At 30.2% G+C, this 17749-nt stretch carries 14 protein-coding genes and 2 tRNA genes; 3 read left to right on the forward strand and 13 right to left on the reverse strand.

Annotation, left to right across the window (positions count from 1 at the left end; genetic code table 11):
* Positions 1 to 10: 10 nt before the first annotated feature.
* From ACESR5_RS11145 to pepV, 8 genes are all read right to left on the reverse strand, one after another.
* Entirely contained in the window at positions 11 to 2143 is a 2133-nt protein-coding gene (locus ACESR5_RS11145; protein WP_373155774.1) for a transglutaminase-like domain-containing protein, read from the reverse strand.
* Positions 2140 to 2964 (reverse strand): DUF58 domain-containing protein, encoded by an 825-nt coding sequence (locus ACESR5_RS11150; protein WP_373155776.1) that lies wholly within the window; start codon positions 2962 to 2964, stop codon positions 2140 to 2142. The genes ACESR5_RS11145 and ACESR5_RS11150 overlap by 4 nt, the downstream gene beginning before the upstream one ends.
* A gap of 137 nt (positions 2965 to 3101) precedes the next feature.
* A complete protein-coding gene (locus ACESR5_RS11155) occupies positions 3102 to 4037 on the reverse strand; it encodes a MoxR family ATPase (protein ID WP_087245116.1) in 936 nt (311 codons plus the stop codon).
* 78 nt (positions 4038 to 4115) lie between these two features.
* The gene (locus ACESR5_RS11160) at positions 4116 to 4457 is read right to left on the reverse strand and encodes an arsenate reductase family protein (RefSeq protein WP_087245117.1); all 342 of its coding nucleotides are present in this window, start codon (positions 4455 to 4457) and stop codon (positions 4116 to 4118) included.
* Positions 4458 to 6611 carry a Tex family protein gene (locus ACESR5_RS11165; protein WP_373155779.1) on the reverse strand — a complete coding sequence of 718 codons (2154 nt, stop codon included), beginning with the start codon at positions 6609 to 6611 and terminating at the stop codon, positions 4458 to 4460.
* Between the two features lie 51 nt (positions 6612 to 6662).
* A tRNA-Leu gene (locus ACESR5_RS11170) sits at positions 6663 to 6748 on the reverse strand.
* 12 nt (positions 6749 to 6760) lie between these two features.
* A tRNA-Leu gene (locus ACESR5_RS11175) sits at positions 6761 to 6846 on the reverse strand.
* 62 nt (positions 6847 to 6908) lie between these two features.
* Complete coding sequence (pepV, locus tag ACESR5_RS11180) at positions 6909 to 8279, reverse strand: dipeptidase PepV (protein WP_373155782.1); 1371 nt, start codon at positions 8277 to 8279, stop codon at positions 6909 to 6911.
* 99 nt (positions 8280 to 8378) lie between these two features.
* On the opposite strand from pepV, the gene ACESR5_RS11185 reads away from it, so the two are divergent.
* Positions 8379 to 8801 (forward strand): NUDIX domain-containing protein, encoded by a 423-nt coding sequence (locus ACESR5_RS11185; RefSeq protein ID WP_373155785.1) that lies wholly within the window; start codon positions 8379 to 8381, stop codon positions 8799 to 8801.
* Positions 8802 to 8811: 10 nt separating this feature from the next.
* Here ACESR5_RS11185 and ACESR5_RS11190 read toward each other — a convergent pair whose 3' ends face one another.
* From ACESR5_RS11190 to ACESR5_RS11205, 4 genes are all read right to left on the reverse strand, one after another.
* The gene (locus tag ACESR5_RS11190; RefSeq protein WP_373155787.1) at positions 8812 to 10194 is read right to left on the reverse strand and encodes a cadherin-like beta sandwich domain-containing protein; all 1383 of its coding nucleotides are present in this window, start codon (positions 10192 to 10194) and stop codon (positions 8812 to 8814) included.
* Positions 10195 to 10205: 11 nt separating this feature from the next.
* Complete coding sequence (locus ACESR5_RS11195) at positions 10206 to 12062, reverse strand: glucosaminidase domain-containing protein (RefSeq protein WP_373155790.1); 1857 nt, start codon at positions 12060 to 12062, stop codon at positions 10206 to 10208.
* 134 nt (positions 12063 to 12196) lie between these two features.
* Positions 12197 to 13129, reverse strand: coding sequence for a homoserine O-succinyltransferase (metA, locus tag ACESR5_RS11200; protein ID WP_373155793.1), 933 nt, complete (start codon positions 13127 to 13129; stop codon positions 12197 to 12199).
* A gap of 61 nt (positions 13130 to 13190) precedes the next feature.
* Positions 13191 to 14417 carry an HD domain-containing protein gene (locus ACESR5_RS11205; protein ID WP_191341390.1) on the reverse strand — a complete coding sequence of 409 codons (1227 nt, stop codon included), beginning with the start codon at positions 14415 to 14417 and terminating at the stop codon, positions 13191 to 13193.
* Positions 14418 to 14474: 57 nt separating this feature from the next.
* Here ACESR5_RS11205 and ACESR5_RS11210 point away from each other — a divergent pair, with 57 nt between their 5' ends.
* Positions 14475 to 14942 carry a GAF domain-containing protein gene (locus ACESR5_RS11210; RefSeq protein WP_087245123.1) on the forward strand — a complete coding sequence of 156 codons (468 nt, stop codon included), beginning with the start codon at positions 14475 to 14477 and terminating at the stop codon, positions 14940 to 14942.
* A gap of 38 nt (positions 14943 to 14980) precedes the next feature.
* Here ACESR5_RS11210 and ptsP read toward each other — a convergent pair whose 3' ends face one another.
* Entirely contained in the window at positions 14981 to 16690 is a 1710-nt protein-coding gene (gene ptsP, locus ACESR5_RS11215; RefSeq protein WP_224759450.1) for a phosphoenolpyruvate--protein phosphotransferase, read from the reverse strand.
* A 169-nt stretch (positions 16691 to 16859) separates the two neighbouring features.
* Between ptsP and nagB the strand changes: the two genes are divergently transcribed.
* Positions 16860 to 17594, forward strand: a complete 735-nt coding sequence (gene nagB / locus ACESR5_RS11220) for a glucosamine-6-phosphate deaminase (protein ID WP_087298293.1) — start codon at positions 16860 to 16862, stop codon at positions 17592 to 17594.
* The last annotated feature ends 155 nt before the right edge of the window (positions 17595 to 17749 follow it).

A 17749-nucleotide genomic window follows, 5' to 3' on the forward strand; every position in this document is an offset into this window, starting at 1 on the left:
AAATCTCTTTTTATTTATTTCCAAAAATATATTGGAAAATAAATCTCTGATACCATTTCAATGATTGACTATATTGACGAATCCATTGTTGATAACAGCGAAGGAATTGAAGCCATTCTTCATCGCTTATTTCATGAGAAGAATATTTAGCTTTATAAGCAAGATTCTTTAACTCTTCATCATCAACATTATGCCAAGAAGATAATTTCCTTATTTTTCTATAATAAGTTAAAACTTTCTGATTGTTATTCATACGTCTTGTTTTGATCATCATCCAATGTGTTGTCAAATAACGATAAATAACAATGAATATAAAGATTCCAAATAATCCAGCAATAATCCATATATTTTGATGAGATGATCTTGTTGTAACATCTAAATCTACAGGTGTATCCTGTATTGTATCTTCTTCAGGCTGTGTTGTTGGCACATCACTCGTATTTGCAGTCTGCTGATTTTGACTTGCTATATCATCAAGAACATCACTGATTTCTTCGATATTTCCTGCAGGTGTCATTTCATAAGGAATCCACCCCTTCATATTTTCATAAACTTCTATCCAGGCATGCGAACGATATTGAGGAATTTTGGCTTCACCATTATGAAAATCACTTTCTAGCATTGTATATCCTCTTACAAAGCGTGTTGGAATACCTAACTCCCTTAACAACAAAGCTCCAGCAGTCGCAAAATGAGTACAACTTCCTTTATGATTTTCAAACAGAAAGTATTCAACAAAATCTTTATCAAAAGGTAATGTTCCTGCATTCAAATCATATTCTGCTTGCTTAGCTAAAAGTTCCTGCACCTGTTGGACTGTTGATGCAATATCAAAATCATATGGATATTCAATATCATTTTCATATAATAAACGCGATAATTGTTGTTCTAATTCATCTGGAACATCTAAATAATGTTGATACACATAATCTTCATATTCTTCATCATACTGTTCAGAAATAAAATAGCTATTTTCATCTAGTCCTAATTGAGGATCTTCTTCATAAAGATATAAAACATCCAATGAATCAGAAGTACTTTCTATATATGAATCAAAAAGAACTGGATACTCTTGAACATTATCAATAAAATAGTATGGTACAAATTGAAAATCATATTGACGTTGTGGTAGAATTTCAACACTTTGAAAAGATGGTAAATAATTCAACATTAAAAAATCGCTATACATAGTTAAAGACTGACTATTATCATAATTTTCCGTAACCTCATGCCATTCATTATCACTGTAATTGGCAAGCGAATAAGCTCTCAAATAAGAAGAAAAAGGAATATCAGATTGTACTGTTAAAGCCAATCCATTTCTAAGTTGCACATTGCCTGTAGGTAAAGAACCATCAATATCACGACTCATACCCGTTTGTGTAGCTATTCCTAGAGGATTTCCCTTTCCGTTAGCAATCCAATCAATCATTTGTGATAAAACCGATGATGATTCTTGTTGAAACAAAGGATTTCCCTCTAAATAAGTAGATGCAGTTACAGACATTATACATAATAATATAATAATCACAATCTTTAAGGTATATTGTTTTTGCTGATATTTTAAAGCCACTGTAAATAATAATGCATAACAGATAAAGATAATAAAGCAATAACTCTCTTGAGAAGAAAGTTCATGATTAATAAATACTGGAAACATAAAGAGAAAAATTAAACTGATGATTTTAATTAACGAAAAATGCATTGTACATACAGTTGACACAATCAAATAGATAACTGGCAAACCAATTATGAATATAATAACTTGATAAAACATATCTCGACTATATAATTCTAAAGGAAGTAATTCATCAAATTTTAAGAAATAATCAAATTCAATAACAGATTGAAGATTATTGATAAAATAATGACACTCACTTTGAAATAATATAATCAACACTAATAATAAAATGATAAAAATGAACACACATGGTTTTTGAGGCATTGTCTGATATTTAATAAAATAAAGATAAAATCCTATTCCTATCACGCCTAAAAGAATAATACTTATATATGTGTTTTCAGGAAAATATAAAGAATGATCATAATTTCCTATCAAACCCATACATCCTAAAATAATCATGAAAACATTAATGATATGGATGATGTATTGTTGAAAAAAGGAGTTAAGTGTTTTTTTCATAAATGATACACCTCCAGATTCTGTCCCTTTATTTGATAAAAAGAACGTGACATGAAAGATTGATCTAAAGTTTTGATAGGATTTTTCATCATCCATCGAATGGTAGTTGCAAGATTATCAACAGAATGTATAGATTGCACATGCATATTTTGCACATCACATGAAGTTACAATTTCAAAAGTAATATTCTCTTTTAATAAAGAAATACATAAAGAATAAAAATAATCAAACTGTAAATCATAGAATGTATTGTTTTCTTTATATTCTATCGCAAGAGTAAGATTTTCGTGAACAGGTTGGCTTCCCACCTTAACAAAAAACTCTTGAAATTTTGATGACATATTCCAATGAATATGCTTAAGTTCATCCCCTTCACGATATGTTCTAATCTCAAAAATTTCACTATAATCATCACCTTTTTGATCTGTCAAATAATTTTCTCCTTGTTCATCCAATTGATGAACCTGATGAACAGATACATCTATAAGATGGTAATGTGGCATTACATCAAATGAATTTTGTAAGGATACAGTTTTTGAAAAAGAAAAACATTGTAATAAATCAAAACATTTTATTTTCTGAACCTGAATCGTATAATGACCACAATGAGGACAAGGAATCTCTACATCTACTTGCTGATCATGAAGACATACGCTTTTTTCAATTACAATTTGAGAAAAAGCATCTATCATTTGATATTCAATTATAATCTGACCACATGGGGTAGGTGTAACACTTTGACGGCAAAAACTCAGATTAATGGTTTCCTCACGCAAACAATATGCTTGTTGCATTTTTATTGAGATTGTTGTTTTTCGCATTGGGATAATACTAAACAATAGGCATATACATATTAAACAAAAAGCCATCAAAAACAATAAAAATGAAAAATACCCTGAAACAAAACGCCATAATCCATATAAAAAAGCAAGAAAACAAAAATATTTTAATAAGTTTTTCATACTTTTAATTGAGGTTCTCCAACTGATTCTAAGATTTCATCTACAATCTGATATGAAGAGACTTTGTTCATTTTAGCTTCATATGTCAGTATGAAACGATGAGCCAAAACCATTGGTGCAACATATTGGACATCTTGTGGAATCACATAATCACGGTCATTTAAAAATGCATAGGCTTTAGCCGTTTTCATGATAGCTAAAGAACCACGTGGTGATACACCTTGTTCAATTTGAGAATGTGAACGTGTTGCAGTAATGATTTGCATGATATAATGATAAATATCATCATGAACATATATCTGATCAATCATCTTTTGATATTGCAGTATCATCTCAGGCGATAAAACTGATTGTATATCATCTAAAGGATTAGATTTTTGACGTTGTTTCATCATTTCTATTTCCTCTTCAAATTGAGGATAACCTAAACTTAATCGACTCATAAAACGATCCATTTGAGAATCAGGCAATAGTTGCGTTCCAGCAGAGCCAAAAGGGTTCTGTGTAGCAATGACACAAAATGGCTGAGGTAATACATATGTTTTTCCATCTACAGTCATTTGTCCTTCTTCCATCAACTCTAATAAAGCTGCCTGTGTTTTACTAGATGTACGATTCATTTCATCTGCTAATAAAAGATGACAAAAAGCAATTCCTTCTTTATATTCAAATTGCTGTGTCTGTGGATTATACATCGTAAATCCAACGATATCACTTGGCATAATATCTGGTGTTAATTGAATACGGTGATAATCTAGCTGTAAACTTTTTGATAATGCTAATGCTAGATTTGTTTTTCCAACACCAGGAATGTCTTCAAGCAAAATATGTCCCCTAGAAAGTAAAGTAACCAATATTTGAATAATAACCTCATCTTTCCCAATAACAGCTTTTTTGATTTCATTGACTGTTTGTTTCATTTCTTGATTCATATCTTTTCACCTCATTCTATCTTTTCTTTAGTATAACAGATATAAAATCATTTCAAAATAAATAATAAAAAAAGAAATCTATTTTTCATAAATTTCTTTTTGATATCCAATAATAATTTTTTCACCATCAATAAGCAATGGACGCTTGATTAACATACCATTTTGAGATAATAACAATGCTGCTTCATCTTCATTCATATCATTTATTTTATCTTTTAAATTCATTTCACGATAAAGTTTTCCAGATGTATTAAAAAATGGTTTGATTCCTTTTCCATTTTGACGTATCCAACAAACTAATTCTTCTTGAGTCGGTGTTTCATTGACAATATCTCGTAATGTCACATCTATTTCCTGTTCTTTAAGCTTTTTTAAAGCTTTTAAACATGTACTACAACGTGGATAATATATAAATTCCATTTATGCCACCTCCATTAATGATAAAGCAACTCTTTTTTTCTTCAAATCAACATCATATACATATACATCTAAAATATCTCCAACATGACATACATCTAAAGCATGTTTCACTTTATGAGATGACATTTTAGAAATATGTATTAAACCATCATTTTTTAATCCAATATCAACAAAGGCACCAAAATCAACAACATTTCTCACAACTCCCTGTAATTTCATTCCTTTTTTCAAATCTTCAATTTTTAAAACATCTTTTCGTAAAATAGGAACATTATATTCATCACGAGGAGAGCGATGTGGAGATATAAAAGCTTCTATTAAATCTTCAGCCAAATAAGAATCTAAGTGTAAATCTTCTTGAATCTGCTGAATAGATACTTGTTCAATCACATCTTTTGCATGTTTTGTACCAATATCATTTTTTTGTAAATGAAGATATTCTAAAAGATGATTCGCATCATTATAATTATCTGGATGGATACTCGTTTCATCTAATTTCTCATTACCAGATAGAATTCTTAAAAATCCAACAGCCAATTCATATGTTTTTTCTCCAAGTTTTTTTACATTTTTAATTTGTTCACGAGATGTAAATTTACCATTTTCTTCACGATATTTCACAATATTTTTAGCTGTAGACATTGATAAACCAGATACATATTGTAGTAATGAAGGAGACGCTGTATTAATATTGACTCCTACCTGATTGACAACTTTTTCTACCACAAAATCTAACTGTTCTGTTAATTTCTTTTGATTCATATCATGTTGATATTGACCAACTGAAATAGCCTTTGGCTCAATTTTAACAAGTTCTGCTAAAGGATCTTGTAAACGTCTGGCAATAGAAACAGCTGACCTTTCTTCTACCTGATAATCTGGAAATTCTTCCTTAGCAATTATACTTGCTGAATAAACGCTAGCTCCCGCTTCAGACACGATGACATATTGTACATCTAGATTATATTTCTTAATAAACTGTGCTATAAAGCTTTCTGTTTCGCGACTGGCAGTTCCATTTCCAATAGCAATAATTTCAATTTGGTATTTTTGAATCATAGACAGTAATATTTTTTCATCCTTAGTGTAATCATCTTTAGGTATAGTAATGAAAACTTTATGAATATCTAACACTTTACCAGTTGGATCAATAGCCGCTAATTTACATCCTGTTCTAAAAGCCGGGTCAACCCCTAATACATATTTATCTTTCATTGGTGCCTGTAATAAAAGATTTTCCAAATTTACTGAAAAAACATTTAATGCCTGTTCCTGTGCTTTTTCTGTTAATTCATTACGAACTTCTCTTTCTACAGATGGGAAAATCAAACGTTTAAATGCATCTTTAACAGTATCTTCAATAAAGGTATCTAGCGACGATTCACGTCTACGCATAACACCATTATAAATATATTGAATAAAGCGATCTGTATCAATATCAATAGAAACCGTTAATACCTTTTCTTTTTCAGCACGATTAATGGCAAGAATTCGATGTGATGCAATATACTGAACCCTTTCCTGATAATCATAATACATTTCATAAATCCCATCTTCTTGATCAGGATTTTTCTTTTTGACATGAGATGAGATCATACCTGTCTTATAAATCATATCTTTTGTATATTTTCGATAACGTGGTTCATCACTTATTTGTTCTGCAATAATATCTTTGGCTCCATGAATAGCTTCTTCAATAGTTAATACTTGCTCATTTAAATATTTTTGGGCTTCTTTTTCCAAATCGAAAGTTCTAGGTAATTTTAAAATCGATTGAGCCAATGGCTCTAATCCTTTTGCCTTAGCAATAGATGCCTTAGTTTTCTTTTTCTCTTTAAATGGTCTATAAAAATCTTCAACTTCACTTAATTTAGAAGCATTTAAAATATTATGTTTTAATTCTTCAGTCAATAAACCTTTTTCATCAATTAAACGAATAACATCATCTTTTCGTTCCTGAAGATTGACCTGATATTCATATACTTTTGAAATTTCTCTAATTTGTTCTTCATTTAATCCACCTGTTTTTTCTTTACGATAACGTGCTATAAAAGGAACAGTAGCTCCTTCTTCTAATAAAGATAAAACATTTTGAATTTGTTGTTCTTGAATGGATAATTCTTCAGCCATTTTTTGTATAATTTCTTGATTCATAAAAATCCTCCAATAATAAAAAAACACATTGATAAACAATGCTCAATCAATTGGTGCATCTGATGAGACTCGAACTCACACGGATTAAATCCACTACCGCCTGAAGATAGCGTGTCTACCAATTCCACCACAGATGCGTAAAACAAAAATGGTGCAGGCGATGAGATTTGAACTCACACGGAAATACTTCCACTACCCCCTCAAGATAGCGTGTCTACCATTCCACCACGCCTGCAATTAGCGTTTATATTATAACAAAAATCATATTTCTATGCAATAAGGAATAGAGAATTCACTCTATTCCTTAATCAAATCATAAATAGCTTTTGCATAAATAGCTGTTGCCTTCATTAAATCATCAATAGAAATTTCTTCATTATTTTGATGAATCTTATTATCACTATCTGGGAATTCAATACCAAAAGCAACACAATTAGGCATTGTTTTTGCATATGTGCCACCACCTATAGCCTGTGGTTGATGATTATGATCACCTGTAAATTCAACATAAGCATTATGCAACTTTTGAATCAATTCACTTTGAGGATCTATATATAAAGCTTTTCCTAAATGATGTGTTTCTTTTAATCCATAAATGTTAAGACATTTTTGCATTTTTGCTGTCAACTGTTCATCTGTCACTTCATGAGGAACACGCATGTCTATAATCATATTAACATGTCCATTCTTGTAATTGATAACCCCTAAATTCACTGTTAATGGACCCATTAATCCCGTATAAGCAATACCTAATTTTTCCCCATAACAATCATTATAAAAATATTGATCAATAAATTGAACTAATTGATTTTGTGATATAGTTGATAAATAATGACACATATATACAGCCCCATTAATTCCTAATTCTGGTGTAGAGGCATGAGCAGATTTTCCAATCAAAACAAGTTTTGTATGATTTCCTTCTTCTTCAACATATCCATCTAATTGGTGAGCAGATAAATATTCAGCAAATGATTCTCTATATTGTTTATATGAACCTGTTAAATAAGCTTCACAAACTTCTGGAACAATATTTGCTCTATTTCCAGAATAAAGTCCTATTAAATTATCATTTTCAATTTCACCAATTATTTTAAAATTAACACCTGCTTTTTCTCCATAGACAACAGGAAATTCTGCATCTGGTGTAAACCCCATTGAAGGATAAGGTTTCTTTGTAAAATAATATTGCATACATTTTGAACCATTTTCTTCATTACATCCAAAAATCACTCTTGTTTTCATTTTCGCAGGTAAATTTAATTCATGAATAATTTTAGCAGCATAGTATGCAGCAATGAGTGGTCCTTTATCATCAGCTACTCCTCGCCCATATAACTTTCCATTTTTTAAAGTTGCTGCATATGGTTCACTGTTCCATCCACTCTCATTGCAAGGCACAACATCCAAATGTCCTAAAATACCAAAAGTTTCTTCTTCCTCTCCTATATCAATATGTCCTGCATAACCATCAACATTTTCACAAACAAATCCATCTCTCTCACCTATTTCTAACATAGCATCTAACGCATCACGACATGCTTTTCCAAATGGTTGTCCTTCGTTAGCTGTTGTTTCATCTAAAATAGATGGTATTTTACATAATGTCTGTATATCTTCTATCATTTTATCTTTTCTTTTATAGACTTCTTCTAAAAAATCAATCATTTTAAAATCACCTCTCAATTATTATAGCAAACATTTTTAATAAAACGATACTTTTTGTAAAAAAAATGATATGATATATAAAATGGAGGGAATAAACATATGGAAAATATCAGATTTCATATTACCGTCAAAGCTATTGTCATTTATCATCAAAAAATCCTGATTCTCAAAAGAGTACGTCCTTCTAGTGATGGACTTGGTTTTTGGGAACTTCCTGGAGGTGGATTAGAATATGGTGAAACACCACACCAGGCTCTTATTAGAGAATTAAAAGAGGAAACAAATTTAGATGTGAGAATCATCAAACCAGTGTATACTTTTACAGCCGTTCGACCTGACTATCAAACCGTTGGTATTGGCTTTTTAGCTATTCCAACCAATGATCATGTTCAAATCTCTCATGAACACACTGAATATCGTTTTGCTTCTAGTGATGAATTACTTAATTATGTTGATCAGAAAATCTATGATGACATTATTACAACACTTAAAGAATATGAATCAATGAATATTGAAGATTAAAAAATCAAGGTTACCCTTGATTTTTTCGTTCATAATAATCTCTTATAGCAGAAATTGATTTCTTTTTAAAACTTATAAACATATATCCAAGTACCGCAGTTGATACAACAAATAGAGCTGTTGTTCCGATAAATACATATGTTAATGTATTATCATTTTTTTCTTCAACAGGAGTATATTTTTGTAATGTCCCTTCAGTATCTTCATATGTATATAATTGAGTTTCCCCAGCTTCATTCATTAAATAGACAAGTGTGTAATGTGATAAACCCTCATCTTCAAATTTCCATCCATTTAATTCAACATCACCAATTTTAATAGTTGCTGTTTTTAAATCTTGGATAGCTTCTAAATTATCTGGGGCATCCATAAGAACATATGTTTTTCCATTAACAGCTACAGTTTGATATTTACTCAAAACTTTATTATTATCTACATCATAAATATAAAATCCAGTTTTTTCATCTTCAGTCTGTAGATATAATAACGTTAATCCAAGATCTTTATTTTGTAAAGCTGTCACATCTTTATTGTCAATTTTTATTGTTGATTTTTCAAATCCTTTTGGCACATCCGTTTTAGATAAATCATTTAAAATTCCTAAATTTTGATCACCCAATTTAACAAATTGTGTTGGTTTTTCTGTTACATAAACACTTATTGTATATGTTTTTTTGCTACCATCTTCAGCCGTAACAGTCACTGTAAAATTGTTTTCACCTATTTTTAATTCTTTTTCTCCTGTCCCAGAAACTTTAGCTTTACTGTCTTTAGCTTTGGCACTAATAGTTAATTTTTCAACATCACTCGTCAAATCAACTTTATATGTTGTTGTACCTGCTGAAAACTTTGGTGACAAAGTTCCTTCAGAAACACTTAAAGAAGATAAATTCTTTTCACTTGATTTTTTTTCTTCAGGTTCTTGAGATGTTGTACTTACATTACTTGAACTACTTGAAGAACTAGCACTACTAGATGAGTTACTAGATCCGCTAGAGGAACTTGAATTACCCGAATTTGATGAAGCACTCTTAACAGTAATAGGAATTGATTTAGAACCAAGTGACGATGTTATCATCTCTGCTGTACTTGAATCGCTAACACTCTGAGGCGTCACTGTTATAGTAAAACTGCTACTACCAGCTTTAATTTGCGTACTTTCTCCAGTCCATATTGGATTATTACCAGTAACAGAAGCGCCATTATTTACACTAACAGAAAAAGAACCTTCACATCCAGAACCAGCAATAGAAAGTGTTACACTTCCTCCTGCAGATACATTACTCGTGTTTACAGAAACACTGTAAGATGCAGCATAAACTTTACCCCCATTCACTATAGTAAACGTAAATGCAATTATTAACGATAAAATAAAATAAACAATTTTTTTCATATTTTACTCCCTTAAAACAATAGTTTTCTTCCTAAAACATGTAACTTTATTAACATATAATCATTTGCTTCTATTTTTCCATCCTGATCAACATCAGCTCTACTTAACATGTCTCCAGTTAATGTTTTTCTTTTTAAAACATGAAGTTTGATTAACATGTAATCATTTGCTTCAACTTTTCCATCACCATTAACATCCCCTGGTAAATACGTAGTTTCATTACTATCTGATGTACTACTATCATATCCATTTACAACTATAGTAACATCAGAAGCAGGAACATATAAATAATCTCTTGAAAACTTATATTGATTATCCCAATCAGTATCAGTACGAGATTCATTCAACGCTGTATCACTTTGAATTTTATACCATTTTTTCCCTGATACAGTCACTGTATCTAAAACAATAACTGGTAAATTATATGTACGTGGGCTACTACCGCTTCCCAATGTATGAGTAACAGTTGAACCAGGTTCTTTATAAAGTTTATAACTTTTTTGTTGCCCATTGATTATACCAATTGTATATTTATTATAATCATTTCCATAATTATAATAATAATTAACACTAGCTGCTTTTTCTCCCCAATAAGGATCAGAAGCGTAGCGAACATTAATACCTGATAATTTATCACCTAAATGTCCACCATTATAACGCCAATCCTCATTGTCTAAATATCCATTGGAAATAAATTTTTCTGCATGATATTTTATACTTGTTTGAGGATTTTCATATCCATTTGCTCCATAATATGGATTATTATCTACTGCACCATGTCCAAATAAATTATTTTTATCTCGGGCGATTGCACTTGTTCCCCAAGCACTTTCATTTCCAGATACACCATACATTAATAAGGCATTAGTACCATATGTATTTTGATTTTCAATATAATATTGTCCCATATTTTTCATTTTTGAAGAACTAGAACCCACTTTATCATTTGTAATAGTATCCAAATTATATGGAGTTAAAGTTGTTTTAGAACGATGAGAAAGGAATTGATAGTAATTATAGAAAGGATTAGATTTATTAACAGCATTAGGATAAGATGTATTACTGTTTTGATAGTCCTTAATCATTGTTGGATAACTTGTATAGAAATAATGTCCATCATAACTATAATATTTTGTTCCTTCATTTAAGTAACTTGGCTTTTTTCCAACTCTTTGTGCACTAGAACTTTCTGAACCATAAAAATATTTATGATATAAGTAACCACCTTCAACATAGTAATGGGAAATATTAGCACTTTGATAATCAACAACTGTCACATCACGTGCATCAAAATCCATTACTGTCCCTGCTTGTTTTGCACGAATTTTTCCGTTAACAGTTCCAATATAGGCAGCATCTTTTGCATAACTTCCTGTCGTATAGCCATCATATCCAGTTAAAACATTTTTATAAGTTAAATAACTATTTCCATCATGACCTTTAGAGTTTAAATACACAACTCCATATTCAATGGCTTTTGTATTTTCTTCAACAGAGTATGTTGTAACAGAAAAGGTTCTTGCACGTAATTTTGATTTTGTTTTAACCTTATTATCCAAAGCTTCCTGAGCTTCTTCTTCATTTTCATAAGTTGCTATAACTTCTTTATCATCACCAGTTTTAGCAACCAAATTATATTCTTTTGATTGTTCAATAATTTCTGAGTTGTCGTTTTCAATATCATCAAAATCAACAATAGATGTACTTCCATCTTCATTAATAACAGTAAAATAGTCTGTTACTTCTGGTCCTTTTGAAGAACTATCTTTTGCCTCAACAGAATTTTGATTTGAAACATTTATAACTAACCCTATAACTAATGTTAATGAGATAACTAACATACATAATTGACAGATTTTTTTTCTCATTAAAACACCCCTTCTTTCATTACATTCCAAATAAAATTATATATGAAGGTCACATAAAATTCAATTGATTTTAGGCTTTTTCAACAAAAAAAGACGATTTTATTAGCAGATTTCCCATAATCTGCTAATAAATATCATCTTTCTTTTAAATCATCTAAATTATATGGCGTTTGTTGATAAACATAATAATTTAACCAATTTGCAAAAATCAAGTAAGCATGAGAACGCCATTTGACTTGTATTTCATTATTGACATCATCATTCAAATAATAATTTTTTGGCATTTCACTGATAATATCTGGATTAGCCAAATCCCTTTTATATTCCTTATCTAAAGTATCAGGATCATATTCAGGATGTCCAGTCACAAAAAAACGTGATCCATCTTTTGAAGCAACTATATAAACCCCTGCATCCTTTGATTCAGCTAAAATATCTAAGTCATCTATCTTTTCAATATCTTCTTTAGATACACTGGTATAACGTGAATGAGGTGCATAAAATTGATAATCAAAACCTCGCAAAATTTTTCTTTGCATTTTTTCAACATTCGTATGATGTAGATATACACCAGTTAATTTATGTGGTAATAGATACTTAGAAACGCCATAAAAATAATGCAAAGCTGCCTGCGCTGCCCAACAAATAAAGAAGCTGCTAAAAACATGCGTTTTAGACCATTCTAATAATGTTGTCAATTCATCCCAATAATCCACATCTTGAAATTCAAGTTTTTCAACTGGTGCTCCTGTAATAATTAAACCATCATATTTATTGTCTTTAATATCATCAAAAGTTTTATAAAAAGCCAATAAATGTTCTTTTGAAACATTTTTAGATTCATGACTTGCCATATGAATCCAATCTACTTCAATTTGTAAAGGTGTATTAGATAATAATCTTAATAATTGTGTTTCCGTTACAATTTTGGTAGGCATAATATTTAAAATTAATAATTTTAACGGTCTAATGCGTTGTGTTGTTGCACGTGTTTCACTCATAATAAATATATTTTCTTCTTTTAATATTTTAGCAGCAGGTAAATTATCTGGTATTTTGATTGGCATAATTATTTCCCCTCATTTCTCGCTTCATTTTATCATATTTCATAAAAGACTTGAATATCTTTTAAAAAGAAATCAACTCATTAAAAAGCTGAATAATAAATGCATCACTCATTCCTGCTAGATAATCTATAATACTTTTTTCAAAAGCTTGAGAATCATGGATAAAATCATAAACAACATGATTATGATATTCTTTTTTTCTCGAATAATTTTCTATAACAGCATATTTTTCTAGCCACGCTAAATAATGACCAATTAACTTTGGATATTGTTTTAAATCCTGCTTTAAATCTTTAATAAAATCATCATGGTTTTTATAATCATATAAAAAATCAAAAATAGAATGCAAAATTAAAGACACATATTTTTCATGAACTTGAACCCTTTTAATTAAATAAATATTTTGATAATTGAATTTCATAATAAATTTCATTTTATCAAAAGCTTCCTGAGATAAGCCTATTCCTTTTTCTACACAAGAATTTTCCACAACATCATGTATAAAATAATTGACAACAGAACCATTATTAATCGCATGAAATTGATAATTCCCCATTTGATTTAATTGTGTTCTTAATTCATCAATTTGAGACTGTGTTAAAACATTTAAACGTAAAGCATCTTCAATATCTCTAGCCAAATAAGCAATTTTATCAGCCATCTTTACAACACATCCTTCATATGTCCATGGATTGTATTGTCCTGCATATTGATAATCATTAAGATTGATATATTCTTTTCTTCTTTGAATATATTTTTGATTCATTTCTCCACAATGAGATATAATTCCATCACGTACAGCATATGTAAGATTTAAATTATGCTGATAATGGTTATTATCTTCTAATAATTCAATATGATCAACAAAATGTAAACTATTTTTTTCATGCCAAAACTTATCTAAATCATGAGATTTAGCAATATCAGTCAAAATAGTTTCACCACCATGCCCAAAAGGCGCATGACCCAAATCATGTCCTACTGCAATGGCTTTTGTAAGTTCTGTATTTAGACCCAGTTGATGTGCAATTGTATATGAGATAGACTCAACCAGATTGACATGTTCACTGCGTGTACAGACATGATCATCTTCGACAGCAAAAAAAACTTGTGTTTTATGTTTTAAACGACGATACGCTTGTGAAAAGATAATTCTGGTATAATCTCTTGCAAAATCACTTCTTAAGTCATATCTTCTTTGATATATATCTTCACATCTTTGTACAGCCAGCTCATATTCAGAATGTCCTTCAAACATACCATAGTCACTGAATTTTTGTTTTTCCATTTCTACTACCTCTCATTTATGATATATTTATGTTATACTAAAAAAGAGGTGAAAGCAATGAATACACAATTATTTTTACAGCAAGCCTATGAATTAGTGAAAGATGAGGAAAATATCACTGCTAACCTGGCAAATATGTCTGCTTTCTTAAATGAAATCATTCCAGATATTAATTGGGTAGGATTTTATCTCGTTGATAATCATGAACTCATTTTAGGTCCTTTCCAAGGTAAAGTAGCTTGTTTAAGGATTCCTATTGGTCAAGGTGTTTGTGGTAAAGCAGCTTTATTACATCAAACAATATGTGTCGCAGATGTACATCAATTTAGTGGTCACATTGCTTGTGATAGTCGTAGTAAAAGTGAGATTGTTATTCCTATAATCGTACAAAATGAATTAATGGGTGTCTTAGATATTGATTCTCCCTATTTTAATAGATTTACTTTAAATGATCAGGATTTTTTAGAAAAAATAGTAGAAATTATTGCTGAATATATTTTTAAAAAAGGACAACGTTCACAATGAACACTGTCCTTTTTACATTTTAAATTCTATTGTATGTTCTATTTTTTAATAACTTTTTCAACTAATTCAACAACTTCTTCCATTGTTGTACAATTAATTGCCTGATTAGCTAAATCAGCCATTTCTTTTTGAGATAATTCTCTAATTAATTTTCTTTGTGCCAAAATTGAAGTTGCAGACATTGAGAATTCATCTAATCCTAAACCAAGTAATAATGGAGCTGCCATTGGTTCTCCAGCCATTTCTCCACACATACCTGCCCATTTTCCTTCTTTATGTGCTGATTCAATAACATGTTTAACCAATCGTAAGATTGAAGGGTTAAATGGTTGATATAAATAAGATACACCTGAAGACATTCTATCAGCAGCGAATGTATATTGAATTAAATCATTAGTACCAATTGAGAAGAAATCAACTTCTTTAGCAAATTGATCAGCTAAAACTGCAGCAGCAGGAATTTCAATCATGATACCAACTTGTAAAGTATCAGATACTTTAACACCTTCTGCAACCAATTTTTCTTTTTCTTCCATTAAGATACCTTTAGCTTTTCTAAATTCTCCTAATGTCGCAATCATTGGGAACATGATTCTTAAATCACCGTAAACAGAAGCTCTTAATAATGCTCTTAATTGAGTTCTAAAAATATCTTCTCTTTGGAAGCATAAACGAATTGCACGTACACCTAAGAATGGATTCATTTCTTTAGGTAAATCAATAGCTTCGATTTCCTTATCTCCACCAATATCAAGTGTTCTTACAACAACAGGTTTACCAGCCATACCTTCTAAAATTTCTTTATATACTTCAAATTGTTTATCTTCACTTGGTAATTCAGCAGATTCCATATATAAGAATTCAGTTCTAAATAAACCTACACCTTCACCACCATTTTCTTTAACACCAGCTAAATCTTTTGGTGAACCGATGTTGGCAACTAATTCAACATGATGACCATCAGTTGAAACTGTTTTTTCATTAACTAATTTCTTTAGTTCTTCTCTATATGCAATATATTCATCACGTTTTTGAGTATATTCTTTAATAGTATCTTCATCAGGATTGATCATAACAACTCCTTCAATACCATCAAGAGCAATCATATCTCCATCTTTAACTTCATCAGTCACTGTTTTACAAGCAACAACAGCAGGAATTTCCAAACTTCTTGCCATGATAGCAGAGTGTGAAGTTCTTCCACCAATATTTGTAGCAAATCCTCTAACTAAATTTTTATTTAATTGTGCTGTATCAGAAGGTGTTAAATCATCAGCAATAATCACAACTTCTTCATCAATTAAAGCAGGGTTTGGTAATGATTTTCCTAAAAGATTAGCTAACAAACGACGAGAAACATCTTTAATATCAGCAGCTCTTTCTCTAAAGTATTCATCACCCATAGATTCAAACATTGCTACAAATGTATTAGCTACTTCTTCTAAAGCAGCAGCTGCATTACATTTTTCATTTTTAATTTTATCTTCAACTTGTGTTTTTAATTCAGGGTCAGATAAAACCAAAGCATGTGCATCAAAAACTGCAGCTTCTTCAGCAGATAAATTTTTTGAAGCAGCTTCCTTAATAGCTTCAAGTTGCTTACTTGTGCAATCCATTGCATCTTCATAAGCTTTAATTTCTTTTTCTACATCTTCAACAGTTTCTTTAGTTACTGTTAAATCAGGCATAACTAATTTGTATGCTTTAGCAATTGCAATACCATTAGATGCCGCAATACCTTTAATCATTGTCATTTTGACCTACCTCCATATAAATTTATTTTACCTTATTTTCAATATAAAATAAAGATTAAACTTTCTATATTTATTAAATTTATAATTTTCAAAATATGAAAATATAGCTTTTCATTTCACTATGCTTGTTATATAATAAAAGTATATTATAGGAGGGACAAAGATGAAAGTCATTATTGTAAAAGATTATGAAGAAGCAAGTCAAAAAGCTTGTGAAATTATGTTGAATGTTGTTAAAAACAATCCAACTGCTAATTTAGGTTTAGCTACGGGATCTACACCTATTAGACTTTATGAATTGATGAGAGAAGATCACAAGAAAAATGGAACTTCATACAAAGATATTAAATCATTTAATCTTGATGAATATTTTGGTTTAGATCAATCTCATCCTCAAAGTTATCATTATTTTATGTGTCATAACTTATTTAATGAATTAGATATTGATATGAATAATGTTCATGTTCCAAAAGGAAATGGCAATATTGATGAAGAATGTAAAGCATATAACCAATTATTAGAAGACAATCCTATTGATATTCAATTATTAGGAATTGGTTCTAATGGACATATTGGTTTCAATGAACCAGGAACACCTTTTGATTCAGTTACTCACAAGGTTGATTTAAAACAATCTACAATTGAAGACAATGCACGTTTATTCTTTAATGGTAAAATTGAAGATGTACCTACTCAAGCAGTAAGTATGGGGATTGCAAATATTATGAAAGCTAAAAAAGTGCTTCTTATTGCTTCTGGTGAAGGAAAAGCAAAAGCTATTCAAGCTACAGTTGAAGGACCAAAAACAACTGATGTACCTGCAAGTGCTTTACAAGATCATCCTGATTGTATTTTAGTTGTTGATGAAGCTGCTGCAAGTTTATTAAAAAATAAATAAAAGATAAATACTCCAATCTTGGAGTTTTTTTGTTGCACTTGTTATGATGAATTATCTGTCAAAAAAGGAATGAGAATAAAAAAAAGGGAGGGAATAGAATGACTATTCCCTCACATGGACTGGCAGCGTGCTATTTTCGCAGTTGCCTACTATCT

This window comes from Clostridium sp. AUH-JLR23 (genome assembly GCF_964238065.1).
Taxonomy (GTDB): Bacteria; Bacillota_I; Bacilli_A; order Erysipelotrichales; family Coprobacillaceae; genus Allocoprobacillus; species Allocoprobacillus merdigallinarum.